We start from the raw sequence: 26,017 nt of genomic DNA, 5'->3' as shown, positions 1-26,017 counted from the left end.
GCACCGCTATCATAGACTAGTTTTAACAAAAATGGAACTGTTATGACAGGTAATGTAATAGGGAATGGCTATCTGTCTGTGGGAATGTGTCAATGAAAACAAATGCCGTCTGAAGAGAGGTTCAGACGGCATTTGTTCAACGTTTTTCCTGTTTGCGTATCAGCCAAACAGCGAGCAAGGCGAAGGCTATGGTAGGCAGTGCGCCGGCGAAGAAGGGCGGGACGCCGTAGAGTTGGCTGGTAAACCCGAAGAGCCTGCCAGCAAAGTGGAACAGCAAACCAAGGCAGATACCGCCGAAAAGTTTCAAGCCCATATTGCCGTGGCGCGTCGTTTGCGGCGTAAAGGCGAAGGCAACAAGCGCCATCACCCATGCGGCAACGGGATACACCAGCTTGCGCCACCATGCGATGGCATAGACTTGGGTATTTTGGTTATTTTTTTCCAGATGGTCGATGTAGGTGGTCAATTCGCCGACAGACATTTGGTCGGGTTTGACGAGCAATACGTCCATCAGGTTGCGTTTGACGGAAATCGGCCAGTTTTCTTCAGCCGCAATAGAGACCTCGACTTTGTCTTCGCCAAGCGTGCTGCGGCGGATGTTTTTCAACTGCCAACTGCCGTCGCTTTTCAAAACGGCGGAATCGGCTTCCACTGCCTCTGCCAGTTCATTTTTATCGTTGCGCGCCCAAATTTTGATGCCCAAAAGCGTATGGTCGGGCAGCATTTCGCGCACGTTGATAATGCTGTTTTTTTCTTTGAGCCAAAGGCCGGTATTGCCGGTGCTGATTTTGCCGTTAATGGCGGCGGCTTTGATGTTTTCGGCTTTTTGGCTCAGCGTGGGGGCAACCCATTCGCCGAGCGCGACGGTGGCAATGGCGAAAATCAAACCGAACTGCGACAGAATCAACAGCAGCTTTTTGGTGCTCATGCCGCTGGCTTTGATGACGGTCAGTTCGCTGCCGGCGGCAAGCTGGCTGAGAGAGACCAGTCCGCCGATGAGGACGGCGAGGGGCATGAGTTCGTAGGCACGCGCGGGCATCTGCATGAGGACGTATTGCGCCATGGTTGCGCCGTTATAGCTGCCTTTGCCCAAGTCGCCGACTTCGTTGATGATCTCGAAAAAGCTGTACAGGGCAAGGAAGGCAAGGAGCGCGTAAACCGCCATAACCGCCATTTGGCGGATGATGTAACGTGAAATCAGGTTCATTTTCCGCCTTTCAATGTCAGACTTTTGCCAACCGCCTGCCAGAAGGGCTGGCTGGGCATACTGCGTACGCGCAGCAGAACGACGGCAATCACAAACATGATGATGTGCATAGGCAGCAGTCCGAGCCAGAAATGGATTTTGCCGTCTTCCACGGCATTGCGCAGGAAGGTCAGCCCGTTTTGGTAGACCAAAAACAAACCAATGGCAATCAGGATATTGTAGGTATGGCCGCTGCGCGGATTGAAATAGGAAAGCGGCACGGCGAGTAGGCAGAGCAGGAGGACGCTGACGGTCAGCGAGATGCGCCACATCAATTCCGCTTGGTGTTGCGGGTTGCTGCTGCCGATAAGTTGGGATGTCGGGATGGTGCGGCGGTGGGAAACGGGGTCGATGAGTTTGGGCGTGGTGCTGATAATCAGGCTGAGGTGTTGGAAAGAAACGCGGTTGTAGTCGGCGCGTCCGGGCGTGCCGCTGTATCGGTAGCCGTTGCGCAGGTCGAGTGTGCGCTTGTTGTCGTTCAGCGAGAAATTGCCTTCTTTGGCGAAGATAATGTTGTCGTTGCCGTTTTTGTCCTGTTCGCGCAGGAATAGGTTTTTCATGATGCCGGATTCGGTGTCGAAGGTTTCGACGAAATAAACCCTGCCGTTGCGCTTGCCTAGGCTGTTGAACTCGCCTGCTTCCACCAAAGACAATTCCTGCTTCTGCTTCAGGATTTCGGCGTATTCGCGGCTGCGTAGTTCCGCCCACGGCATCACCCAAAGCTGCATGACGGCAATCAGGATGGCAAACGGCACGGCAAACTGCATGACGGGGCGTATCCACTGTTTCAACGCCAATCCGCAGGAAAGCCAAACCGACATCTCGCTGTCGCGCCAGTAGCGGGTCAATACGGTCAGCGTGCTGATGAACGCGGTCAAAACCAGCAACAGCGGCGTCATACCGATGACCCAGAAGCCGACCAATGCCAACACGGCATCGATGGCGACGCGCCCGTCGGCTGCGCGGCCGAGCAGGTTGATGGCCTGCGTGGAGACCAATACCGCTAAAAGGACGACAAAGATGCCGACGGCGGTAAAAGAGAGTTCTTTAATAAAGTTTCTTTGGTAAATCATAAGATTGAGCGTGGTATACGGTTTATGGGAAACCTATATTTATTAATAAGGCTTCAGACGGTATGACACAAATGGAGTACAATGATTTTCATCTGTTCGGACGGTTGGTCAACAGGCCGTCTGAACAACCGACAACCATCTCAATCAGGAGAATAAACGTGAAATTTAGCACAAAAGCCGAAACTTTGCAGGCTCAACAGGCAGGTGCGCAATTATTTGTCTGCGCCGAAGAGGCGCAATTAAACCACCCAACCGCCCTTGCCCTTTTGTCTTCGCTTGAAGAAGGTCAAAATTTCGCCGACACCAAAATCCCGACGGACAACGGTTTGCAGGCAGTTGCCGTCGTCCGCCTCGAAAAAACCGACCGTGCCGCGCTGAACAAAGCCGCAGCCGAAGCCGCCAAATGGGCGCAAAATCAGGAAACGGTCAATGTGGACGTTCACGCCTTCGATGAAGCGCAAGCCGCCTCCGTTGCCGAAGCGTTTGCGATTGCGTTCGGCAATGCCGCCTACCGTTTCGACCGCTACAAAAAAGAAGCCAAGCCCGCAAAATTTGAAACCGCCGTGTTCCATACCGCATACGAAGCCGCTGTCAAAGAAGTCCTGCGCGTCGCCGAAGCACAGGTTTACGGACAAAGCCTTTGCCGCGATTTGGGCAACGCTGCCCCCAACGAATGCACGCCCGAATTCTTAGCGCGCACCGCCAAAGCCGAAGCCGAAAAACTGGGCGCACACGCCAAAATCATTGAAAAAGACTACATCAGAGAAAACATGGGTTCATTTTGGTCTGTCGCCAAAGGTAGCGTCGAAGCCCCATATTTGGTCGAATTGAGCTATTTTGGTGCAGCCGACAAAGAAGCCGCGCCTGTGGTATTGGTCGGCAAAGGCATTACCTTCGACACCGGCGGCATCTCCCTCAAACCCGGCCTGAACATGGACGAAATGAAGTTTGACATGTGCGGCGCGGCAACCGTCATCAGTACCTTCTGCGCCGCCGTCAAACTGCAACTGCCGATCAACCTGATTGCCATCGTCGCCACTTGTGAAAACATGCCTTCCGGCACTGCCAACAAACCGGGCGACGTCGTAAAAAGCATGAAAGGGCTGACCATCGAAGTGTTGAACACCGATGCCGAAGGCCGTCTGATTTTGTGCGACGCGCTCACTTACGCCGAACAGTTCAAACCCAAAGCCGTCATCGACGTCGCCACCCTGACCGGCGCGTGTATTGTTGCCTTGGGGCACGATGTCAGCGGCGTGATGGGCAACAATCAAGATTTGGTCGACAGCCTGCTGGTCGCCTCCCGCAACGTGGACGACAAAGCATGGCAACTGCCGCTCTTTGAGACCTACAAAGACCAACTCAAATCCAACTTTGCCGACATTCCAAACATCAGCACGCCCGGCGCGGGCACGATTACCGCCGCAACATTCCTGTCTTACTTCACCGAAGGCTACCCGTGGGCGCACCTTGACATCGCGGGTACGGCGTGGAAATCCGGAGCGGAAAAAGGTGCGACTGGCCGTCCCGTTCCCTTGCTGCTGAACTATCTGCGGAATCTTTAATTTTGCCACAATGCCGTCTGAAGCCTTTCAGACGGCATTATCCTACCAAATGTTCAAACAATATGCCGAAAGCCACCTTTTACACGCACGTTGCCCAAGTTCCGATTTTCACCTGTCGCCTGATTGCCCGTGCGATTCGGGACGGCGGCAGGATACTGGTGTGGTCCGATTCGTTCGGGCGGCTTCAGGAATTGGACAAAATGCTTTGGCAATACGAAGCCGAGAGTTTCATTCCGCACGAAATTTGGGAAACGGAAGAAGCCATGCCGTCTGAAACATCCGTCCTGCTTGCCTGCGGCGGCAATCTGCCCCGAATTCCCGAAGGCATGACCGTTTTGAACCTGTCCGACAGTTTTTGGAACACCGCTCCGGTCTTGCCCGCGCGCGTTTTGGAAATTGTCGGCAACAGCCTGGAAGAGCTCGCCGACGCGCGCGAACGCTTTGCCGCCTACCGCCGAAGCGGTTTTGCCATCGAACATCACGGCATGGAGGGCAAGGCATGAAATGCCGTCTGAAATGTCGCATTTACAAAATTTAAACAGGCTTGATTCTATTTGATTAAAATTTCCTTATCGGTTGAACCTCGCCACTTGGACATCTGTCCTTCGGGGCGGTAGAATCAGACCTTATTTGGGAAGGTTCAATTCCTTCCAAAACAGGGCAACACACAGATTGACGCTTTATGTGTCATCCTGTGTGTTGAAACATTCAAACTCGGCTATAATCCCGTTTTTCCGACCTTATTAACAGCGAAGAGCTATTATGAACAAAATTTTCAAAATCAGCGCACTGACCCTTGCCGCCACTTTGGCACTTTCCGCCTGCGGCAAAAAAGAAGCTGCTCCCGCATCTGCATCCGAACCTGCCGCCGCTTCTGCCGCGCAGGGCGACACCTCTTCAATCGGCAGCACGATGCAGCAGGCAAGCTATGCGATGGGCGTGGACATCGGACGCTCCCTGAAACAAATGAAGGAACAGGGCGCGGAAATCGATTTGAAAGTCTTTACCGAAGCCATGCAGGCAGTGTATGACGGCAAAGAAATCAAAATGACCGAAGAGCAGGCTCAGGAAGTGATGATGAAATTCCTGCAGGAGCAGCAGGCTAAAGCCGTAGAAAAACACAAGGCGGACGCGAAGGCCAACAAAGAAAAAGGCGAAGCCTTCCTGAAGGAAAATGCCGCCAAAGACGGCGTGAAGACCACTGCTTCCGGTCTGCAATACAAAATCACCAAACAGGGCGAAGGCAAACAGCCGACCAAAGACGACATCGTTACCGTGGAATACGAAGGCCGCCTGATTGACGGTACCGTATTCGACAGCAGCAAAGCCAACGGCGGTCCGGCAACCTTCCCGTTAAGCCAAGTGATTCCGGGTTGGACCGAAGGCGTCCAACTCCTGAAAGAAGGCGGAGAAGCCACGTTCTACATCCCGTCCAACCTTGCCTACCGCGAACAGGGTGCGGGCGAAAAAATCGGTCCGAACGCCACTTTGGTATTTGATGTGAAACTGGTTAAGGTTGGTGCACCCGAAAATGCGTCTGCCCAACAGCCGGCTCAAGTCGACATCAAAAAAGTAAATTAAGTCCGAACCCTTGCCCGAAACAGGTTTTCGGGCATTTTTACGGCAAATGCCGTCTGAAGCCACCAAACAGCGGTTCAGACGGCATCCCTTTCAAAAGCGCACCATTATGAAAAACATCGTCATCCTGATTTCCGGACGCGGCAGCAATATGCAGGCAATCGTCAATGCCGCCATTCCCAACGTCCGTATTGCCGCCGTGTTGAGCAACAGCGAAACGGCGGCGGGGTTGCAATGGGCGGCCGAACGCGGCATCCCGACCGACAGCCTGAATCATAAAAACTTTACATCCCGACTTGCCTTCGATACCGCCATGATGGAAAAAATCGACGCATATCAACCCGACTTGGTGGTTTTGGCGGGTTTTATGCGGATTCTAACCCCCGAGTTTTGCGCCCATTACGAAGGCAGGCTGATGAACATTCACCCGTCCATCCTTCCCTCGTTTACCGGACTTCATACGCACGAACGCGCTTTGGAGGCAGGTTGCCGCGTTGCAGGCTGTACCATCCATTTCGTTACTGCCGAACTGGATTGCGGCCCGATTGTATCGCAAGGGATTGTGCCGATACTTGATGGTGATACGGCAGACGATATTGCCGCACGGGTTTTAGCTGTCGAGCATAAACTTTATCCGAAAGCCGTTGCCGATTTTGCCGCCGGCCGCCTGATTATCGAGGGAAACCGCGTCAGAAATTCGGAAAACGCCGATGCCGCCCGTTTCCTGACGGCGTAAACCGGGCGGGAGCAAATGATGAAGACTTTTAAAAATATATTTTCCGCCGCCATTTTGTCCGCCGCCCTGCCGTGCGCGTATGCGGCAGGGCTGCCCCAATCCGCCGTGCTGCACTATTCCGGCAGCTACGGCATTCCCGCCACGATGACATTTGAACGCAGCGGCAATGCTTACAAAATCGTTTCGACGATTAAAGTGCCGCTATACAATATCCGTTTCGAGTCCGGCGGTACGGTTGTCGGCAATACCCTGCACCCTACCTACTATAAAGACATACGCAGGGGCAAACTGTATGCGGAAGCCAAATTCGCCGACGGCAGCGTAACCTACGGCAAAGCGGGCGAGAGCAAAACCGAGCAAAGCCTTAAGGCTATGGATTTGTTCACGCTTGCCTGGCAGTTGGCGGCAAATGACGCGAAACTCCCCCCGGGTCTGAAAATCACCAACGGCAAAAAACTTTATTCCGTCGGCGGTTTGAATAAGGCGGGTACGGGAAAATACAGCATAGGCGGCGTGGAAACCGAAGTCGTCAAATATCGGGTGCGGCGCGGCGACGATACGGTAATGTATTTCTTCGCACCGTCCCTGAACAATATTCCGGCACAAATCGGCTATACCGACGACGGCAAAACCTATACGCTGAAACTCAAATCGGTGCAGATCAACGGCCAGGCCGCCAAACCGTAAATCGGTTTTCAGGCGTTTTTTTGCCGTTTTGTCCATATTTCTGTATAAGCCGCTTGAAATTGTTTACAATAACGCCATATGCAAAGCGGTTTTAACGCTATTTTCGGGAATGACACCATGCAGGTTACATCAAAATGGATAGACGGAATGTGCTTTGTCGGCACGACGGAAGGCGGGCACAGCGTCGTTATGGAGGGATCGGCGGCAGAAGGTGCGGCCAAGCGCGGGCCCAGCCCGATGGAGATGCTGCTGTTGGGCGTGGCGGGCTGTTCGAGCATCGATGTGGTGATGATTGCCGAAAAACAGCGTCAGAAAGTGACTGACTGCCGGGCGACGGTTACGGCGAAACGGGCAGACGATGCGCCGCGCGTGTTTACCGAAATCCACATCCATTTCAAAGTATTCGGGCACGATTTGAAAGAATCGGCCATTGGGCGCGCCGTGCAGATGTCTGCCGAAAAATACTGTTCGGCTTCGATTATGTTGGGCAAGGCGGCAAAGATTACCCACAGTTTTGAAATTGCCGGAGCGGAGAAATAGGCATCATTATGAGGAAAATATCCGATGCCGTCTGAAGGGGAAAGGCGGCCGACCGGCCGGAGGCGCATAAAAAAGCAGATATATTCGGACTGCACCTCCCGAATATATCTGCCTGCTGTTTCCTCTTTATTCAGCCTTTATAATACTTGGACTTGTCGGGGTATTGTGCAGACTTGATTCCGGATTGTCAACAATTTTCGGTCAAATTTTAAATGCCGCGTTTTAAAATGATACCCGACTGCTTCTGCAGGCGGGCGGAAGGCGGGCATCCCGTTATTTTAAGCCATATATTAATTTATTGAATTATAGTGGATTAACAAAAACCAGTACGGCGTTGCCTCGCCTTGGCTCAAAGAGAACGATTCTCTAAGGTGCTGAAGCACCAAGTGAATCGGTTCCGTACGATTTGTACTGTCTGCGGCTTCGTCGCCTTGTCCTGATTTTTGTTAATCCACTATAAAATAAATTTGTGCAATGCTTTAATTTCCCCGACACGATTTGAAACACAGCCGCCTTAAAACATCTTAAGAAATTTGAAAGCGTAAAAATACGGAAAACATCATGAACTTTGAAAACGACGACATTATCCATGCGCCGACCACGTCTTCCCTGATTCTCGAAGAGCGGCACGATTCGGAGCTGTTCCGTGTTTACGCCCTGATTTTGGACGGCATTACCGATCAGGTGCTGCTGCCCGGCAAAAAGCTGACCGAGTCCGAACTTTGCCGCCAGATGGTGTGTTCGCGCAACACCGTCCGCGGCGCGCTGTCGCTTTTGGCGCACGACAAGATTGTCGATTTGCAACCCAACAGGGGCGCGTTCGTCCACGTTCCCGATTTGAAAGAAATGCAGGATGTGTTCAATGCGCGCATCGAAATGGAGACGATGATTTTGAACATCCTCGCCGGCCTGCCGGATTTGGAAACGCGCCTCAAGCCGCTTTATGCGATGATAAGGCGCGAAGAAGAGGCTTCCGGCAGGGGCGACCGCGTCGGCTGGAACCGCCTGTCCAATGCCTTCCACGTCGAACTGGCGCGCCTGGTGGGCAACGATGTGCTGTTCGATATTATGAACACGCTGTGCGCGCGGTCTTCCTTGATTGTCGCCGTGGCGGGCGTGCATCGCGAGGAAAAACACGCCATCAATACGCACACGCATTCCGAACACCGCGAAATCCTCGACCTGCTGCTGGCAGGCAGGCGCAACCGCGTGGTCAAAATCCTGCGCCGCCATTTGGGCAACTGTATGGAACGCTTGGAAAAGACTTTGGAAGATTGAATGCCTGATGGAGAGAAAACTGTCTGAATCAGATGTTCAGGCGGTTTTTTAATGGCGAACCTGATGCCGTCTGAAATATGGATGCGGGTATCTGCAATTTTCAGACGGCATTTTCAAGCCGCACATATTATGCGGCAATAAAGGAGGACAGGGGATGAACAGCCTAATCACATTGCTTTCGGTATTGGTACCGATGTTCGCCGGATTTTTTATCCGTGTTCCCAAACCTTATCTGGGCGTGTTGGACAGGATGTTGTCGGTTTTGGTGTATGCCGTGCTGCTGCTGATCGGCGTATCGTTGTCGCGCGTGGAAAACTTGGGTTCGCGGTTGGACGATATGGCGTTGACGGCTCTGTGGCTGTTTGTTTATACGGTAGGGGCGAACCTGCTTGCCTTGGCGGCTTTGGGGAGCTTATCCCCGTGGCGGATAAAGGGAAAAGGCAAGGGTGTTTCAGTCGGTGTGTCGGGCAGTGTGAGACAGCTCGGATGTGTGGTACTCGGTTTTGTGTTCGGTAAATTGATGCGCGATATTTGGCTGCCGTCTGAAAACGCGGGTATGTACTGCCTGATGCTGCTGGTGTTCCTCATCGGCGTACAGCTCAAAAGTAGCGGCGTATCGTTGCGGCAGGTTTTGGTCAACCGCAGGGGCATCCGGCTGTCGGTTTGGTTTATGCTCTCATCCCTTTCGGGCGGGTTGCTGTTTGCCGTTTCGGCAGACGGCGTGTCGTGGACGAAAGGTTTGGCGATGGCTTCCGGCTTCGGTTGGTATTCCCTTTCGGGTTTGGTGATGACCGAGGCGTACGGCGCGGTATGGGGCAGTATCGCGCTTTTGAACGATTTGGCACGAGAACTGTTCGCGCTGGCATTTATTCCGCTGCTGATGAAGCGTTTTCCCGATGCGGCGGTGGGGGTTGGCGGTGCGACCAGTATGGATTTTACATTGCCCGTGATTCAGGGTGCGGGCGGTTTGGAAGTCGTGCCGGTAGCGGTCAGCTTCGGCGTGGTGGTCAATATCGCCGCCCCATTTCTGATGGTGGTGTTTTCCACGCTGGGCTGAACGCGGTAAAATCGGCATCCCGATGCAAGGAGGCAGAAAACGATGAAACCGAAAATCCAAAGGCACGGAGAGATTTTAAGCCTTGTCCGCCGGCATCAGTTTATGTCGGTGGACGAGCTTGCCGCCGCATTGGACGTTACCCCGCAGACGATACGCCGCGACATCCGCGAGTTGGAGGAGGGCGGCAGCCTGAAACGCCATCACGGCGGCGCGTCCTCGGGCGGAAACCTGCCGGACAGCCTGCCTTCAAACCGCCAAATTCAATGTCAAAACGAAAAAAACGCCATTGCCCGGCTGATTGCGGAACACATCCCCGACGGTTCGTCGCTGTTTGTCAGTATCGGCACGACGATGGAAGCCGTGGCATCGGAGCTGGTGAGGCGGCGCGGCAGCCTGAGGGTGATTACCAACAATATCCACGTCGCTTCCATCGTTTCGGCACGTACGGATTACACGGTCATCATCACTTCCGGAGTCGTCCGCCCTTTGGACGGCGGCATTACCGGCGTGGCAACCGTCGATTTTATCAACCAGTTCAAAGTCGATTATGCAGTGATGAGTACGCACGGCGTGGAGAGCGACGGTTCGCTTTTGGATTACGATTACAAGGAAGTCAGCGTCATGCAGGCGATGATTGCCAACGCGCGCGTCCGCTTCCTGGGTGTCGATCATAGCAAATTCCGCAGCAATGCGTTGGTCCGGCTTGGCGACATTACGGCGTTTGACAAAGTATTTACCGACAGGTTGCCCGATACCGCCATGCAGAAGATGCTGAAAGAGGCAGGTGTGGAATGTTTGGTTTCCGATGCCGTCTGAACGCTATGTCAAAGCGCGCAAGTCGGGTACAATAAACACATCATCAAACCGCTTCAGACGGCATAAGGAACCGCCCCAATGCCGTCTGAAGCCATCTGTTCAAAGAAAACTATGCTCAATAAAGACCAATTTGCGGACAACCATTTTATCCGCACCATCATCGAAGACGACCTCAAAAGCGGCAAACACGAAGCCGTCCAAACCCGTTTTCCGCCGGAGCCCAACGGCTACCTGCACATCGGCCACGCCAAGTCCATCTGCCTGAACTTCGGTTTGGCGTATATTTACGACGGCTTGTGCAACCTGCGTTTTGACGATACCAACCCCGAAAAAGAAAACGACGAATACGTCAACGCCATTAAAGAAGATGTCGAGTGGCTCGGTTTTCATTGGGCGGGCGAGCCGCGTTTCGCTTCCAACTATTTCGACCAGCTTTATGACTACGCCGTCGGTTTAATCAAAGACGGCAAAGCGTATGTCGATGATTTGACGCCCGAAGAAATGCGCGAATACCGCGGTACGCTGACCGAAGCGGGCAAAAACAGCCCTTACCGCGACCGCAGCGTCGAAGAAAACCTCGACCTGTTCACACGCATGAAAAACGGCGAGTTTCCCGACGGCAGCAAAACCCTGCGCCTGAAAATCGACATGGCGGCAGGCAACATCAATATGCGCGACCCCGTCATCTACCGCATCCGCCGCGCCCATCACCACAACACCGGCGACAAATGGTGCATCTACCCGATGTACGACTACACGCATTGCATTTCCGATGCCATCGAAGGCATCACGCATTCCTTGTGTACGCTCGAATTTGAAGCCCACCGTCCGTTGTACGACTGGGTGTTGGACAACATCCCCGCGCCGCACGCCACGCGTCCGCGCCAATACGAGTTTTCCCGTTTGGAGCTTCTGTATTCCATCACGTCCAAACGCAAGCTGAACCAACTGGTTTCAGACGGCCACGTTTCCGGCTGGGACGACCCGCGTATGCCGACCATTTCCGGTATGCGCCGTCGCGGCTACACGCCCGAAGGCCTGCGCCTGTTTGCCAAACGCGCCGGTATTTCCAAATCTGAAAACATCGTCGACATGAGCGTGTTGGAAGGTGCGATTCGCGAAGAGCTGGAAAACTCCGCGCCGCGCCTGATGGCGGTTTTGAATCCGCTCAAGGTGACGCTGACCAACTTTGAAGCCGGTAAAACCCAAAGCCGCCGTGCCGCGTTCCATCCGAACCACGAGGAAATGGGCGAGCGCGAAATCCCCGTGTCCCAAACCATCTACATCGAAGCCGACGACTTTGCCGAAAATCCGCCCAAAGGCTTCAAACGCCTGATTCCCGGCGGCGAAGTGCGTTTGCGCCACGGCTATGTCATCAAGTGCGATGAAGTCGTCAAAGACGAGGCAGGCAATGTGGTCGAACTCAAATGCAGCATCGACCACGATACCTTGGGCAAAAATCCCGAAGGCAGAAAAGTCAAAGGCGTGATTCATTGGGTGTCCGCCAAACATGCTGCCGAAATCAAAGTCCGCCTGTACGACCGCCTCTTTACCGTCGAGCGTCCGGATGCCGTGCGCGGAGAAGACGGCGAATACCTGCCGTTTACCGATTTCCTTAATCCGGAATCCGTCAAGGAAATCACCGCCTACGCCGAACCTGCCGCAAAAGATTTGCCGGCAGAAAGCCGTTGGCAGTTCGAGCGCATCGGCTACTTCGTAACCGACCGCAAAGACCACGGCAAAGACACGCCGGTGTTTAACCGCACGGTCACGCTGAAAGATTCTTGGCAGCCTAAGTAAAACCCCATCCTTGCCGTCTGAATATTGTTCGGACGGCATTTCTCCTTTACCCGCGAAATGCGGCACATTCGGCACACTGGAAAGGAAATATGATGAAAGTCCTCTTTATCGCCGACCCGATGGCAAGTTTCAAAACCTATAAAGACACCACCTACGCGATGATGCGCGAAATGGCAAAACGCGGCTGGCGGCTGTTTCATACCTTGAGCAGCGGATTGTCGGTTAAAAACGGTCTGGTGGTTGCTGATGCGTCTGCTTTTGAGTTTCTCGGCGCACAAGACGACCACGACAAAAACTGGTTTGCCGCCGCCGACAAAGTTCAGACGGCATTGGAAGCATTTGATGCCGTGATTATGCGTACCGATCCGCCGTTCGATATGCAATACCTCTACGCCACCCAATTACTGACGCTGGCGGAACAGCAGGGCGCGAAGGTTTTTAACAGCGGACAGGCGATGCGCGACTTTAATGAAAAACTGGCGATTTTGAATTTCAGCCGGTTTACCGCGCCCACGCTGGTAACGACCCGTTCCGCCGATGTCCGCGCATTTTTGAAAGAACACGGCGACATCATCATCAAACCGCTGGACGGTATGGGCGGTATGGGTATTTTCCGCCTGACCGAAAAAGACCCCAACATCGGCAGCATCCTCGAAACCCTGATGCGGCTTGATTCCCGCACCATTATGGCGCAACGCTACATTCCCGAAATCGTCCACGGTGACAAACGCATCCTGATTATCGGCGGCGAAGTCGTCCCTTATGCTTTGGCGCGTATTCCGCAAAACGGCGAAACACGCGGCAATCTGGCGGCAGGCGGGCGCGGCGTGGCGCAGGAATTGGGCGGACGCGACCGCGAAATTGCCGAAACGCTCGCCCCCGAACTCAAACGGCGCGGCATCCTGCTGGCCGGTTTGGACGTTATCGGCAGCAACCTGACCGAAGTCAACGTAACCAGCCCGACCGGATTCCAAGAAATTATGAAACAAAAAGGTTTCGATGTGGCGGCAATGTTTGCCGATGCCGTTGCTGCGTGGTCGGTACATTAAAAACGCGATGCCGTCTGAAAGGCTTTTGCTTCACAACCGCCTGGTTTGTTCGGGCAGGCAGGGTTTTCCCTCAGCCGGCAGGGATGCGCTTAATACCGTACGGACACCCCGCCGCCCCGTTTTCAGGCGGCATATATTGAGGACATTTTGAAAGGATACCGATGGAACCTTCCTCCTACGCGGCAGAAAAAAAAGGAAAAGGCGGCATCAGGCGCGTTATTAACGCATTCGGCTATTCGATAGACGGCATCGCCGCCGCCTACCGTTACGAAGCGGCATTCCGTCAGGTTTTGTGGCTGAACGCGCTGCTGGTGTGCGCGGCATTTTTTTGGGTTTCCGAAAAGTCCCTCCGCCTGCCGTTGATTATCGCGTCTTTTGTGTCGGTCATTGTCGAACTGTTCAACACCGCCGTCGAAGCCGCCGTCGATCATACTTCGACCGAAAAACACGAGCTGGCCAAACGCGCCAAAGACGCAGGTTCTGCCGCACAATTGTTCGCGATGCTGATGTTGGCGGCGGTTTGGCTGTCCGCCCTGTTCGGGTAAAATGCTTGCAGCAGGATTTTTAATCCTTTAGGATTAGTATGTAGTATTTATTATTCGCTTAATCTATATCAAATTTCCGAACGGTATTTGTTTGTAAGATGAGCGCATCCTCGTTTGACATTTAAGGAGTAGAAAGATGAAAAAACTATTGGCAGCCGTGATGATGGCAGGTTTGGCAGGCGCGGTTTCCGCCGCCGGAATCCACGTTGAGGACGGCTGGGCGCGCACTACCGTCGAAGGTATGAAAATGGGCGGCGCGTTCATGAAAATCCACAACGACGAAGCCAAACAAGACTTTTTGCTCGGCGGAAGCAGCCCTGTTGCCGACCGCGTCGAAGTGCATACCCATATCAATGATAACGGCGTGATGCGGATGCGCGAAGTCGAAGGCGGCGTGCCTTTGGAGGCGAAATCCGTTACCGAACTCAAACCCGGCAGCTATCACGTGATGTTTATGGGTTTGAAAAAACAATTAAAAGAGGGCGATAAAATTCCCGTTACCCTGAAATTTAAAAACGCCAAAGCGCAAACCGTCCAACTGGAAGTCAAAACCGCGCCGATGCCGGCAATGGACCACGGTCATTACCACGGCGAAGCGCATCAGCACTAATCTGCTGAAAATATTTGAAATGCCGTCTGAAAAAGCCCGGGCTTTCAGACGGCATTTTTATGCCCGCCTTTAAAATGTGTTAAAATCTGCCTTTAAAAACCGCCGTTTCCAAGCCATCCTGCGTATGAATACGACAGCAAACCCTTCCAATATCATCGTCGGGCTCTCTGGCGGTGTCGATTCTTCCGTAACCGCCGCCCTGCTCAAGCAGCAGGGTTATCAAGTGCGCGGTGTGTTTATGCAGAACTGGGAGGACGACGACAACGACGAATATTGCAGCATCAAACAGGATTCGTTCGATGCCATCGCCGTTGCCGATATTGTCGGCATCGATATCGACATCGTTAATTTCGCCGCGCAATATAAAGACAAAGTCTTTGCTTATTTTCTAAAGGAATACAGTGCGGGGCGCACGCCGAATCCCGATGTTTTGTGCAACGCCGAAATCAAATTCAAATGCTTTTTGGACTACGCCGTAGGGCAGGGCGCGGATACCATCGCCACCGGACACTATGCGCGCAAAGAAGTCCGCAACGGCGTGCATTACCTGCTCAAAGGTTTGGATCAAAACAAAGACCAAAGCTATTTCCTCTACCGCCTCAAGCCTTTCCAACTCGAGCGCGCGATTTTTCCGTTGGGCGGTTTGGAAAAACCCGAAGTCCGCCGCCTTGCCGCCGAGTTCAAACTGCCGACCGCCGCCAAAAAAGACAGCACAGGCATCTGCTTCATCGGCGAACGCCCGTTCCGCGAGTTCCTGCAGAAATACCTGCCGACCGACAACGGTAAAATGGTTACGCCCGAAGGGGAAACCGTTGGCGAACACGTCGGGCTGATGTTTTACACATTGGGCCAGCGCAAAGGTTTGGGCATCGGCGGCGCGGGCGAACCGTGGTTTGTTGCGGCTAAAGATTTGACGAAAAACGAACTGATTGTCGTGCAAGGACACGACCATCCGCTGCTCTATACCCGCAGCCTTGTGATGAACGATTTGAGTTTCACGCTGCCCGAACGCCCGAAAGCAGGGCGTTATACCTGCAAAACGCGTTACCGTATGGCGGACGCGCCTTGCGAATTGCGCTATTTGGATGATGAAACCGCCGAGCTGGTGTTTGACGAACCGCAATGGGCGGTTACGCCGGGCCAGTCTGCCGTGCTGTACGACGGCGACATCTGCTTGGGCGGCGGTATCATCCAAACGACCGACAAACCCGTCATCATCACACGATAAAGGTAATGCCGTCTGAAACGGTTTTCAGACGGCATTGTTCCGCTCAATTCCACTTTAAAGACCGATACCTATGAAAAAAATTTGGTTAGACAGCTACGAGAAGGGCATCAGTGCCGAAATCGACATCACGCAATACAATTCCGTCAGCGACGTATTCCGCCAAAGTGTGGAAAAATTTGCCCGTCTGCCCGCTTTTCAAAATATGGGCAAAACGCTGACTTATGCCGAAACCGGCAAACTGGCGACTGATTTCGCCTCTTATCTGCAAAACGTCCTCAAGCTGCCGCGCGGCGAACGTGTTGCCATTATGATGCCGAACGTATTGCAATACCCGATTGCCCTTTTCGGTATTTTGCAGGCAGGTTTGGTGGTGGTGAACACCAATCCGCTCTATACACCGCGCGAGTTGGAGCATCAGCTGAAAGACAGCGGTGCGACCGTCATCATCGTTTTGGAAAATTTCGCCAACACGTTGGAGCTGGTGCTGCCGCGCACGCAAATCAAACACGTCATCGTCGCCTCCGTCGGCGAAATGTTCGGGCTGCTTAAAGGTTCGCTGATTAATTTCATCATCCGAAAAATCAAGAAAATGGTGCCCGAATACCGCATTCGGGAAACCGTTTCCTTTCAGACGGCATTGCAAGAGGGGGCGAAGCACGTTTTCCAACCTGTCGCATTAAACCGCGAAGATACCGCGCTGTTGCAATACACGGGCGGCACGACGGGCGTTGCCAAAGGCGCGGTGCTGAGCCACGGCAACATCTGCGCCAATATGCTTCAGGCAAAAGAATGGATTAAAAACCAGTTGCGCGAGGGCAAAGAAACCGTTATCGCCGCCTTGCCGCTGTACCATATTTTTGCCTTAACCGTGAATCTGATGATTTTTGCCAATGCCGGCTCAAAAATCATCCTGATTACCAACCCGCGCGATATGAAAGGCTTTATCGGAGAACTGAAAAAACAGCGGGTTAATGTATTTATCGGCGTGAACACGCTGTTTAACGCGATGGTCAACCGGCCCGATTTTGCCGAAGTCGATTTTTCAGGATTGCGGCTGACTTTGGGCGGCGGTATGGCGACCCAAAAAGCCGTTGCCGAAAAATGGAAAAAAATTACCGGTACGCCTATTGTCGAAGCCTACGGTCTGACCGAAGCCAGCCCAGGCGTGTGCTGCAACCCCTTAAACATCGAATCATACAGCGGCAGCATCGGTTTGCCCGTCTCGTCCACCGAAGTCGAACTGCGCGACGCAAACGGCAAAGAAGTCCCCGTCGGGCAGCCGGGCGAATTGTGGGTAAAAGGCCCTCAAGTGATGCAAGGCTACTGGAACCGTCCCGAAGAAACCGCTAAAGCCATAGACGCGCGCGGTTTCTTGGAAACCGGCGATATTGCCGTCATGGACGAAAAAGGCTGGTTGAAGCTGGTTGACCGTAAGAAAGACCTCATTGTTGTTTCTGGTTTTAATGTTTATCCGAACGAAATCGAGGAAGTCATCGCGCATCACGGCAAAGTGATGGAAGTCGCCTGTATCGGCGTTCCCGACGAAAAAACCGGAGAAGCCCTAAAAGTATTCGTCGTCAAAAAAGATCCGTCTTTGACGAAAGAAGAACTTATCGCCTTTTGCCGCACCGAATTAACCGCATATAAAGTACCGAAAAATATCGAATTCCGCGACGAGTTGCCCAAGTCCAACGTCGGCAAAATCCTGCGCCGCGAGTTGCGGCAAAGTACTGGGAAATAAAGAAAAGATGCCGTCTGAAAACAGCCGTCCACCGTTCAGACGGCATCCGTCCGTTTGCCAGAACCGCGCGCTTCAAGTTAAAATCGCACATTCCAATATGGGTGTTCCATCATGACCAAATTCATTTTTGTAACCGGCGGCGTTGTCTCCTCACTGGGTAAAGGTATCGCCGCCGCTTCTATTGCCGCCATCCTCGAATCGCGCGGCTTGAACGTTACCATGCTCAAGCTTGATCCTTATATCAACGTCGATCCCGGCACGATGAGCCCGTTCCAACACGGCGAAGTGTTCGTAACCGACGACGGCGCGGAAACCGACCTCGACTTGGGACACTACGAACGTTTCATCGATTCCACGATGACCCGCCGCAACAGCTTCAGCACGGGGCAGGTGTACGAAAACGTCATCGCCAAAGAACGACGGGGTGACTACCTCGGTGGTACGGTTCAAGTCATTCCGCACATTACCGACGAAATCAAACGACGCATCCATGAAGGCGCGGCAGGTTACGATGTGGCGATTGTCGAAATCGGCGGCACGGTCGGCGACATCGAATCGCTGCCGTTTTTGGAAGCCATCCGCCAGATGCGCAGCCAGTTGGGACGCAACAACACCTTGTTTGCCCACTTGAGCTATGTTCCCTACATCGCCGCCGCAGGCGAAATCAAAACCAAGCCGACCCAGCACACCGTTAAAGAAATGTTGAGCATCGGTTTGCAACCCGACATCCTGATTTGCCGTATGGACAGGAAAATGCCTGCGGACGAACGCCGCAAAATCGCCTTGTTCTGCAACGTGGAAGAACGCGCGATTGTCGGCAGCTACGACGTGGACAGCATCTACGAATGCCCCGAAATGCTGCACGACCAAGGCATCGACAACATCATTACCGAGCAGTTGCAGCTTAACGTGCAACAGGCAGATTTGACCGCGTGGAAAAAAATCGTCCACGCCGTCAAAAATCCGAAACACACCGTCAAAATCGCCATGGTCGGCAAATACGTTGATTTGACCGAATCCTACAAATCATTGATTGAAGCCTTGAAACACGCAGGCATTCACACCGAAACCGACGTGCAGATTACCTTTGTCGACAGCGAAAACATCGAGAAAAACAAGGGCGACGTTTCTATGCTCAAAGATATGGATGCCATCCTCGTTCCCGGCGGTTTCGGTTCGCGCGGCGTGGAAGGCAAAATCGCCGCCGTGCGCTATGCCCGTGAAAACAACGTGCCATATTTGGGCATCTGCCTCGGTATGCAGATTGCGCTGATTGAATACGCCCGCGACGTGGCAGGCTTGAAAGGCGCGAATTCCACCGAGTTCGACCTCAAATGCGCCGCGCCAGTCGTTGCCCTGATTGACGAATGGCAAACTGCCGACGGCAGCGTCGAAACCCGCGACGAATCCGCCGATTTGGGCGGCACCATGCGTTTGGGCGCGCAAGAAGTCGAATTGAAAGCAGGCAGCCTCGCCGCCAAAATCTACGGCAGCGGACATATCCGCGAACGCCACCGCCACCGCTACGAAGTCAACAACAACTATGTTCCTCAGTTGGAAAAAGCAGGCTTGGTCATCGGCGGCGTATCCGCCGGACGCGAACGCTTGGTCGAAACCATCGAGCTGCCGAACCACCCTTGGTTCTTCGCCTGCCAGTTCCATCCCGAATTCACTTCCAACCCGCGCAAAGGGCATCCCTTGTTCACCGCGTTTGTCAAAGCCGCGTTGAACAATAAAAAAGCCTGATAAAGCGTTACTTGATGATCAAAATGCCGTCTGAAAGCCTGAATGAAGACTTTCAGACGGCATTTTCGCAAATCGGGGATCATAAAAGCCATCAATTTAATTTTTATGGTTTTATCTAATATAGTGGATTAAATTTAAACCAGTACGGCGTTGCCTCGCCTTGCCGTACTATTTGTACTGTCTGCGGCTTCGTCGCCTTGTCCTGATTTTTGTTAATCCACTATATTTACCAACTGAATATTGTTAAGCAGGGCGTGAAACTCAAGATTATTGTTTTTATAGTCGTGCAAGTCCGGTTTTGACAGGAAATAGCTTTAAAACATCAGTTTTGCTTAGTTTGATGGGGATGATGGTTTGGAGTCGATATATTTGGAATATCAAAATTTAATTGTAAAAATAAGGAGTTTAGATGAAGGTTTATTATGCTCATTCCGCCCAAGGCCAATTATGCAACCTTTTGCCTTACGAACGCTGGCAAACCCTTCAATCCCACGCCCAAAATGTCGGCAATTCGGCTGCAAATTTTGCCCAAGTTTTCGGCGCGCAAGACATTGCTTATTACACCGGGCAACTACACGATTTAGGAAAATACTCGCTTGAATTTCAGGCTAGATTAAATGGCGGGAGCAGGCCTGTCGACCATTCTACCGCCGGGGCTAAGATTGCTGTCGAGCGTTGGGGAAATGTTATCGGCAAACTGATGGCGTTTTGCATTGCGGGGCATCATGCCGGGTTGGCAAATGGCAATGGTGAAGGGGATAACCGCCGCACGTTAAAGCAGCGTTTGGCTTTGCAATTTGGCGCAGATATTCCCGTTCTCGATAACCTGTGGCAACAAGAAATCAAGCTCCCGGAAACCCTATCCGCACCGCCACTCAAAGCCGACGCGCATCATCCTTTTTTCTCCTACGCCTTCTTCACCCGAATGCTCTATTCCTGCTTGGTGGATGCTGATTATCTCGACACCGAAGCCTTTTATTCAAACCTAGAAAACAAAGCCGTCGAGCGAGGCGGTTATCCCGATCTAAACACCTTACAACACAATTTCAATCAATTCATCAACGATTTCAGACGACGTATTACCCAAGCCCCAGAGCAAACTGAAGCCGAAAAACGCAATGCCGCTTTAAACCGCCTGCGCAGCGAGATTCTCGATCATGCCGTAGAACAAGCGACACAAGCGCAAGGGTTGTTCACGCTCACGGTGCCTACCGGTGGCGGAAAAACTTTCACTTCCATGGCGTTTGCGTTGGAACACGCCAAACAGCACGGTATGCGGCGCGTGATTTACGTCATCCCATTCACCAGCATCATCGAACAAAATGCCGCTGAATTCCGCAAAGCCTTTGGCGAATTGGGCGAGCAAGCCGTGTTGGAACATCACAGCACCTTCGACGACGGCAAACTGCAAAATGAGGTCACCAAAGACAAATTGCGCCTTGCCTCGGAAAACTGGGACGCGCCGATTGTCGTGACCACCGCCGTACAATTCTTCGAATCCCTCTTCGCCGACCGCTCCTCGCGCTGCCGCAAGCTGCACAACATCGCAGGCTCCGTCATCATACTCGACGAAGCGCAAATGTTGCCGCTCAATCTTTTGCTGCCCATCATGCAAGCCATTAAAGAATTGGCGCAGAACTATCATTGTTCTGTTGTTATGTGCACCGCCACCCAGCCGGCCGTGCAAGCCGAAAACGGCTTCTATCGAGGCTTTGAAAACGTGCGCGAAATAGCCCCAAAACCGACCGCACTTTTCGACAAACTGCGCCGCACCACCGTGCACCATATCGGCACACAAACCGACACCGACTTGCTCGCCAAACTTGCCGAACACCCGCAAATGCTCGTCATCGTCAATAACCGCCGCCACGCCCGCAGCCTGTACGACCAAGCCAAACACCTTGACGGCACGTTCCACCTAACCACCTTAATGTGCGCCAAACATCGCAGCCAAAAACTGGACGAAATTCGAGGTCGTCTGAAAAACGGCGAATCCTGCCGTGTTATTGCCACCTCCTTAATCGAAGCCGGCGTTGATGTGGATTTTCCGCTGGTGATGCGCGCCGAAGCAGGTTTAGACAGCGTTGCCCAGGCCGCCGGACGCTGCAACCGCGAAGGCAAAAGGCCGTCTGAAAACAGCTTTGTATGGATATTCGCGCCAGAAGAACAATGGAAAGCCCCACCCGAACTTGCCGCCCAAGCCGCCGTTATGCGCCTGACCGCCGACAGTTTTTCAGACGACCTCTTATCCACCCAAGCCGTCGCCGCCTACTTCGCCGAGCTTTATCAATTAAAAGGCAGTGAACTGGACAATAAAAAAATTCTGAAAATGCACAACGATACAGGGCAAAGCCTCGATTTCCCATTCCAAACCATCGCCGACCAATTTCGCATGATTGAAAGCCATATGCAGCCGCTGATTATTCCGTTCGATGTTGATGCCGAAAACCTCATTAGCGGCCTGCACCACGCCGACCATATCGGCAGTCTGCTACGCAAACTGCAACCCTACACCGTCCAAATCCCCGAAAAAGCCCTCGCCGCTTTATATAAAGCAGGGCGTATCGAACCGATTAACGAGCAAAACTTCGGCAAACAGTTTTATACGCTGATTGGACTGGATTTGTATGATGAAGTGGCTGGGCTTTCTTGGGAGGATACGGAGTTTTTGAAGGGAGAGAGTTTGGTTTTTTGATGTTGCTTTCTTTGATTATGCGATAGTTTTAAAATTTACCTATAAGTTATTCATAATTATTTTGTGAGGAAATAATGTGTTTTTCATTTGAACATATGAAGTGGTTAGTCAAGAGTAACCAACAATTAAAAACATCAGATGGAAAATCTGTTGATATTTTTGAATTTCGTCATGTGAAGGATGAGCAAACACTTTCTGCATGGGCAAAACACTTTAGAAACCATTATTGTTTGGATTCACAAATTGATTCCCTGCGTTGTGGGACAGAATATTCTCGAGAAGAGTATCTTAATAAGATAAAGTTTCCAGATAAATCGATTGCCCCAGGTCCAAGTATAAGAGCAGGTGATTTTGCTGAGATTTTAGCGGCAGATTATCTTGAATATATCTTAAAACATTGGGTTCCTAGAGTGAGATATTCGCATAAAACTGTTAGCAATGAATCCACAAAAGGCTCTGATACTATTGGTTTTATGTTTTCTTCTGATGGAAATAATTCTAAAGATACTTTAACTATTATCGAATCAAAAGCTAAATATACTGGTAACCATGAAAATCGACTACAGACAGCAATAGATCATTCAAGTAAAGATATTATACGCAAGGCAGAAACTCTTAATGCTATAAAACAAAGATTTCTTGACAAAGAAGATATTCATGATTCACAACGCATCGAACGTTTTCAAAATGAAGCTGATAATCCATATATTCAAAATTTTGTAGCAATAGCTCATTTAGATAATAGTAATTTTACAGAAGATGTAATTACCTCTGCCAATTCATCATCACATTCTCATGCAGATCAACTTTTTTTAATTGTAATAAAAGGTGATGAAATGATGAAATTAGTTCATGAATTATATGAAAGAGCTGCAAATGAAGCCTGAAAATAAATCCTATAATTTGCTCAATGTGACTCGAGCAAAAGCCAAAATGTTTGAATACCACGTACCTGAAAATGACCATATCAAAATTCCTGAAGATCCAACCAAGCTACTTACTATCTCAATTGGTTTACTTGGAGATTTTGCAGCAGCGATAAATAGAGGGGAATCCGGAAATGAGCAACTTTCAGAACTAAAAAAGAATTTACTTTTTTCTGCACACTTTTTTGATTTCTACCTCCAGTCAAATTTAGCTATTAATCTTGACTCATATCTAATGTTACTTGGAGCTGCATCTTATTATTTATGCGATTTACAAGGAAGTGCATCTGTTCTGATAAAAGATATAAATCGTGAGTCTTTAGATTTAAATGGAGAAGGTTTAGAGACCCTTCTATTTTGTTTGTTACATTCAGAATATGATTATACAGATAAACATCTATTTTCTGATTTAAATAATAATATTATTAAAAATATTATCTATTTTTACAAAGAAGCCTCTCATGAGCATGAACTTATTAATTCAGTGGTTAAATTAAGAAATGAAGTTTATATAAATGGCACACCTAGACAACTTCTTTTAGGTGACCTAATTGCCGCTATAGTAAAAAAGAAATTGGAAAATTCAGCTTGGAAAAACTTACCACTTTATTCAGGAGTATCCAAAGAAAAATGGCAACCTATTTTACAAAAAGATTCATTCATTAAAGAGTTTTGGCCAGCACAGCATTTGTTAGGTAAGGCTGGCATTCTTAAAGGAAAATCTGCAGTTATTCAGATGCCAACTAGTGCAGGTAAAACAAAATCAACAGAGCTAATTGTTAGAAGTGCATTTTTATCTGGACGTGCAACTTTAGCTGTTATTGTTGCACCATTTAGAGCTTTATGTAATGAGATAAAAAATACTCTAGCCGATGCCTTCTATAATGAACCAATAAAAATAGATGAACTGTCAGATACATTACAGATTGATTTTAAATTTTCTGACCTACTTGGTCATCAGCAAATCTTAGTCTTAACGCCAGAAAAATTATTCTATATTCTAAAACATTATGTTGATTTAGCTTCAAAAATAGATTTATTGATCCTTGATGAAGGGCATCAATTTGACAGTGGGACTCGAGGCGTTACCTATGAACTTCTTTTAACTTCACTGAATTTAAAGATTCCTCAAAAAGCTCAAAAAATCCTTATTTCTGCGGTAATAAGCAATGCTAAAGATATTGGAGAATGGCTAAATGGGGAATCTAACGTTGTTGATGGTGAAGCATTAATCCCCGCATTTAAATCCATTGCTTTTGCTAGTTGGTTAGATCAACAAGGGCGTATTGAATATGTTAATGCCACTGATATAGATCGAAATGAATTTTTTGTACCAAGAGTAATTGAAAAAATTGAACTAAATAAGAAAGGAAGAGAACGAAAAAAACGTTATTTCCCTGAGAAAGGAGATGGTCAGTCTATTGCTATTTATCTTGGTTTTAAACTGGTTTCAAATGGCAGTATTGCTATTTTTTGTGGTAGTAAGCCCACAGCTGTCAGTATTTGTGAAAAAGCTATAGATATCATTGAGCGAAATACCCATTTAAAGCAACCAAAAGAATACTCAAATTGCCAAGAAGTTATACGCCTAAGAAATTTACATATTTTAAATCTTGGTAAAGATTCATCCGCTTCAATAAGTTCACAGTATGGTATTTTTTCTCATCATGGGAATGTTCCACATGGAATCCGCCTCGCCGTAGAATATGCAATGCGTGAAAACCTTATTCGCTTTGTAGTTTGTACATCTACGTTGGCTCAAGGGGTAAATCTACCTATTCGCTATTTAATTGTAACTAGTATTTATCAAGCTGGTGATCGTATAAAAGTTCGTGACTTCCATAATCTTATTGGACGTGCAGGTCGTTCCGGCATGCATACAGAGGGAAGTATTTTATTTGTAGATCCAGAAGTTTATGAAAATAGAAAGAATTCTAGAGAGAAATGGCGCTGGGAACAGATAAAGGACCTTCTTAATCCGAATAATTCAGAGCCTTGTATCAGCAACCTATTATCAATATTTGAGCCTATCACAAGTGATGATAGCAAATTTTATATTGATATTAAGGCTTTAGATTTTGCCAAAGCTTATATTTATGGCTCTAATGATATTCATAATTGGGCAGATGAAATAGTACAAAAATATCATGATAAAAATTTTTCGCATAATGGTGTTACGCAACAAATATCTTGGAAAATTAATTTAATATGTTCACTTGAGAATTTTTTACTATCTTTTGAAAGTAATGAAGAAAAACTTACAGAATCCAATGCAATCGTTCTAGCTGAAGGCACATTGGCATTTTACTTAGCGGATGAAGAAAAGAAAGAACAGCTACGTTTATTATTTAAAATTTTAGCAGATAACATTATTACGAATATGAAAGACTCGGAAAGTCGAATAGTTTATGGGAAAACATTTTATGGAATTCATGATTCTCAAGTTATTTTAAAATGGTTGAGTGAGTATTCGGATAAACTTATAGTAGCGGAAAATAACAATGAAATCATAGAAGCTTTATGGGAAATAATGAAAAATTATATTCGTAATAAATCATTTAATAAATTTAATAAGCCAGATATCTTACTTGAAATGGTAAAAAAATGGGTTTCTGGATGTTCTTTTAGTGAAATTTATCAATTTTCCAAAGATAATGATTGTAAACTTGGTTATGGTACTAGACCTAGGAAAATTAAAATTGAAAATATTGTTGATATTTTTGAGGGAGGGATTGCCTATGATGCATCTCTATTTGTTAGTACATTAGCTGAATTTACTAATTTACTTGAACGAAATGACAAAATTAAATTATTTAATATACTTCAGTTTTTTCAAAAGCATCTAAAATATGGTTTACCTACAAAGACTGCTATTGCACTTTATGAAATGGGGTTTGCAGATCGTGTTATTGCACAAGACTTAGCATTATCTTTAGGATTAATTTCAATTGAAAAACAAAAGATAATAGAAGAGTTAAAGAAAAATAAAGAAAAATCCCAAGAAGTAATGGCTAAATATCCAAGTTACTTCCAAAATGAAATGCTAAGAATATTAGACAATTAGAAACTTAGTTTAAAAGTGCGGTCATTTTCGCTAACAT

21 protein-coding genes are annotated in these 26,017 nt (G+C 49.6%); 19 read left to right on the top strand and 2 right to left on the bottom strand.

Features of this window, described 5'->3' with window-relative positions; translation table 11 throughout:
• Positions 1-136 precede the first annotated feature (136 nt).
• The gene (gene lptG, locus ACNAU7_RS04380; RefSeq protein WP_416300975.1) at positions 137-1,207 is read right to left on the bottom strand and encodes an LPS export ABC transporter permease LptG; all 1,071 of its coding nucleotides are present in this window, start codon (positions 1,205-1,207) and stop codon (positions 137-139) included.
• On the bottom strand, positions 1,204-2,319 hold the full coding sequence (gene lptF, locus ACNAU7_RS04375; protein WP_416300973.1) for an LPS export ABC transporter permease LptF: 1,116 nt from the start codon (positions 2,317-2,319) through the stop codon (positions 1,204-1,206). The genes lptG and lptF overlap by 4 nt, the downstream gene beginning before the upstream one ends.
• A gap of 158 nt (positions 2,320-2,477) precedes the next feature.
• Here lptF and ACNAU7_RS04370 point away from each other — a divergent pair, with 158 nt between their 5' ends.
• From ACNAU7_RS04370 to ACNAU7_RS04280, 19 genes are all read left to right on the top strand, one after another.
• The gene (locus ACNAU7_RS04370; RefSeq protein WP_416300971.1) at positions 2,478-3,884 is read left to right on the top strand and encodes a leucyl aminopeptidase; all 1,407 of its coding nucleotides are present in this window, start codon (positions 2,478-2,480) and stop codon (positions 3,882-3,884) included.
• Positions 3,885-3,946: 62 nt separating this feature from the next.
• Positions 3,947-4,387: a DNA polymerase III subunit chi gene (locus ACNAU7_RS04365; protein ID WP_416300969.1), complete on the top strand. Its 441-nt coding sequence runs from the start codon at positions 3,947-3,949 to the stop codon at positions 4,385-4,387.
• A gap of 259 nt (positions 4,388-4,646) precedes the next feature.
• Positions 4,647-5,465, top strand: coding sequence for an FKBP-type peptidyl-prolyl cis-trans isomerase (locus ACNAU7_RS04360; RefSeq protein ID WP_416300967.1), 819 nt, complete (start codon positions 4,647-4,649; stop codon positions 5,463-5,465).
• A gap of 106 nt (positions 5,466-5,571) precedes the next feature.
• Positions 5,572-6,198: a phosphoribosylglycinamide formyltransferase gene (gene purN / locus ACNAU7_RS04355; RefSeq protein WP_416301079.1), complete on the top strand. Its 627-nt coding sequence runs from the start codon at positions 5,572-5,574 to the stop codon at positions 6,196-6,198.
• A gap of 15 nt (positions 6,199-6,213) precedes the next feature.
• Positions 6,214-6,885, top strand: coding sequence for a DUF3108 domain-containing protein (locus ACNAU7_RS04350; RefSeq protein WP_003754463.1), 672 nt, complete (start codon positions 6,214-6,216; stop codon positions 6,883-6,885).
• A gap of 117 nt (positions 6,886-7,002) precedes the next feature.
• Entirely contained in the window at positions 7,003-7,425 is a 423-nt protein-coding gene (locus ACNAU7_RS04345) for an OsmC family protein (RefSeq protein ID WP_416300965.1), read from the top strand.
• A gap of 561 nt (positions 7,426-7,986) precedes the next feature.
• Positions 7,987-8,703: a GntR family transcriptional regulator gene (locus tag ACNAU7_RS04340; RefSeq protein ID WP_002256785.1), complete on the top strand. Its 717-nt coding sequence runs from the start codon at positions 7,987-7,989 to the stop codon at positions 8,701-8,703.
• A 154-nt stretch (positions 8,704-8,857) separates the two neighbouring features.
• Positions 8,858-9,760, top strand: a complete 903-nt coding sequence (locus tag ACNAU7_RS04335) for a lysine exporter LysO family protein (RefSeq protein WP_416300962.1) — start codon at positions 8,858-8,860, stop codon at positions 9,758-9,760.
• A 42-nt stretch (positions 9,761-9,802) separates the two neighbouring features.
• Positions 9,803-10,576: a DeoR/GlpR family DNA-binding transcription regulator gene (locus ACNAU7_RS04330; protein ID WP_304667866.1), complete on the top strand. Its 774-nt coding sequence runs from the start codon at positions 9,803-9,805 to the stop codon at positions 10,574-10,576.
• A gap of 111 nt (positions 10,577-10,687) precedes the next feature.
• Positions 10,688-12,376 carry a glutamine--tRNA ligase/YqeY domain fusion protein gene (locus ACNAU7_RS04325; RefSeq protein ID WP_416301077.1) on the top strand — a complete coding sequence of 563 codons (1,689 nt, stop codon included), beginning with the start codon at positions 10,688-10,690 and terminating at the stop codon, positions 12,374-12,376.
• A gap of 92 nt (positions 12,377-12,468) precedes the next feature.
• The gene (gene gshB / locus ACNAU7_RS04320; RefSeq protein WP_013448692.1) at positions 12,469-13,425 is read left to right on the top strand and encodes a glutathione synthase; all 957 of its coding nucleotides are present in this window, start codon (positions 12,469-12,471) and stop codon (positions 13,423-13,425) included.
• Positions 13,426-13,586: 161 nt separating this feature from the next.
• The gene (locus ACNAU7_RS04315) at positions 13,587-13,970 is read left to right on the top strand and encodes a diacylglycerol kinase (RefSeq protein WP_010981233.1); all 384 of its coding nucleotides are present in this window, start codon (positions 13,587-13,589) and stop codon (positions 13,968-13,970) included.
• 136 nt (positions 13,971-14,106) lie between these two features.
• Positions 14,107-14,580: a copper chaperone PCu(A)C gene (locus tag ACNAU7_RS04310; protein ID WP_013448693.1), complete on the top strand. Its 474-nt coding sequence runs from the start codon at positions 14,107-14,109 to the stop codon at positions 14,578-14,580.
• 124 nt (positions 14,581-14,704) lie between these two features.
• Positions 14,705-15,808 (top strand): tRNA 2-thiouridine(34) synthase MnmA, encoded by a 1,104-nt coding sequence (gene mnmA / locus ACNAU7_RS04305; protein WP_042508325.1) that lies wholly within the window; start codon positions 14,705-14,707, stop codon positions 15,806-15,808.
• A gap of 70 nt (positions 15,809-15,878) precedes the next feature.
• Complete coding sequence (locus ACNAU7_RS04300; protein ID WP_416300958.1) at positions 15,879-17,549, top strand: AMP-binding protein; 1,671 nt, start codon at positions 15,879-15,881, stop codon at positions 17,547-17,549.
• A 111-nt stretch (positions 17,550-17,660) separates the two neighbouring features.
• Complete coding sequence (locus ACNAU7_RS04295; RefSeq protein WP_003714213.1) at positions 17,661-19,295, top strand: CTP synthase; 1,635 nt, start codon at positions 17,661-17,663, stop codon at positions 19,293-19,295.
• Between the two features lie 409 nt (positions 19,296-19,704).
• Entirely contained in the window at positions 19,705-21,990 is a 2,286-nt protein-coding gene (gene cas3, locus ACNAU7_RS04290) for a CRISPR-associated helicase Cas3' (RefSeq protein ID WP_416300955.1), read from the top strand.
• Between the two features lie 95 nt (positions 21,991-22,085).
• The gene (locus ACNAU7_RS04285) at positions 22,086-22,877 is read left to right on the top strand and encodes a Hachiman antiphage defense system protein HamA (protein WP_416300953.1); all 792 of its coding nucleotides are present in this window, start codon (positions 22,086-22,088) and stop codon (positions 22,875-22,877) included.
• Positions 22,852-25,980, top strand: coding sequence for a DEAD/DEAH box helicase (locus ACNAU7_RS04280; RefSeq protein WP_416300951.1), 3,129 nt, complete (start codon positions 22,852-22,854; stop codon positions 25,978-25,980). The genes ACNAU7_RS04285 and ACNAU7_RS04280 overlap by 26 nt, the downstream gene beginning before the upstream one ends.
• Positions 25,981-26,017 lie beyond the last annotated feature (37 nt).

Source organism: Neisseria sp. LACPHL-SPEC-2024-00856, from assembly GCF_047915665.1.
In the GTDB taxonomy this organism is placed as follows: Bacteria; Pseudomonadota; Gammaproteobacteria; order Burkholderiales; family Neisseriaceae; genus Neisseria; species Neisseria polysaccharea.
This window is presented reverse-complemented; position numbering and strand designations above follow the sequence as displayed.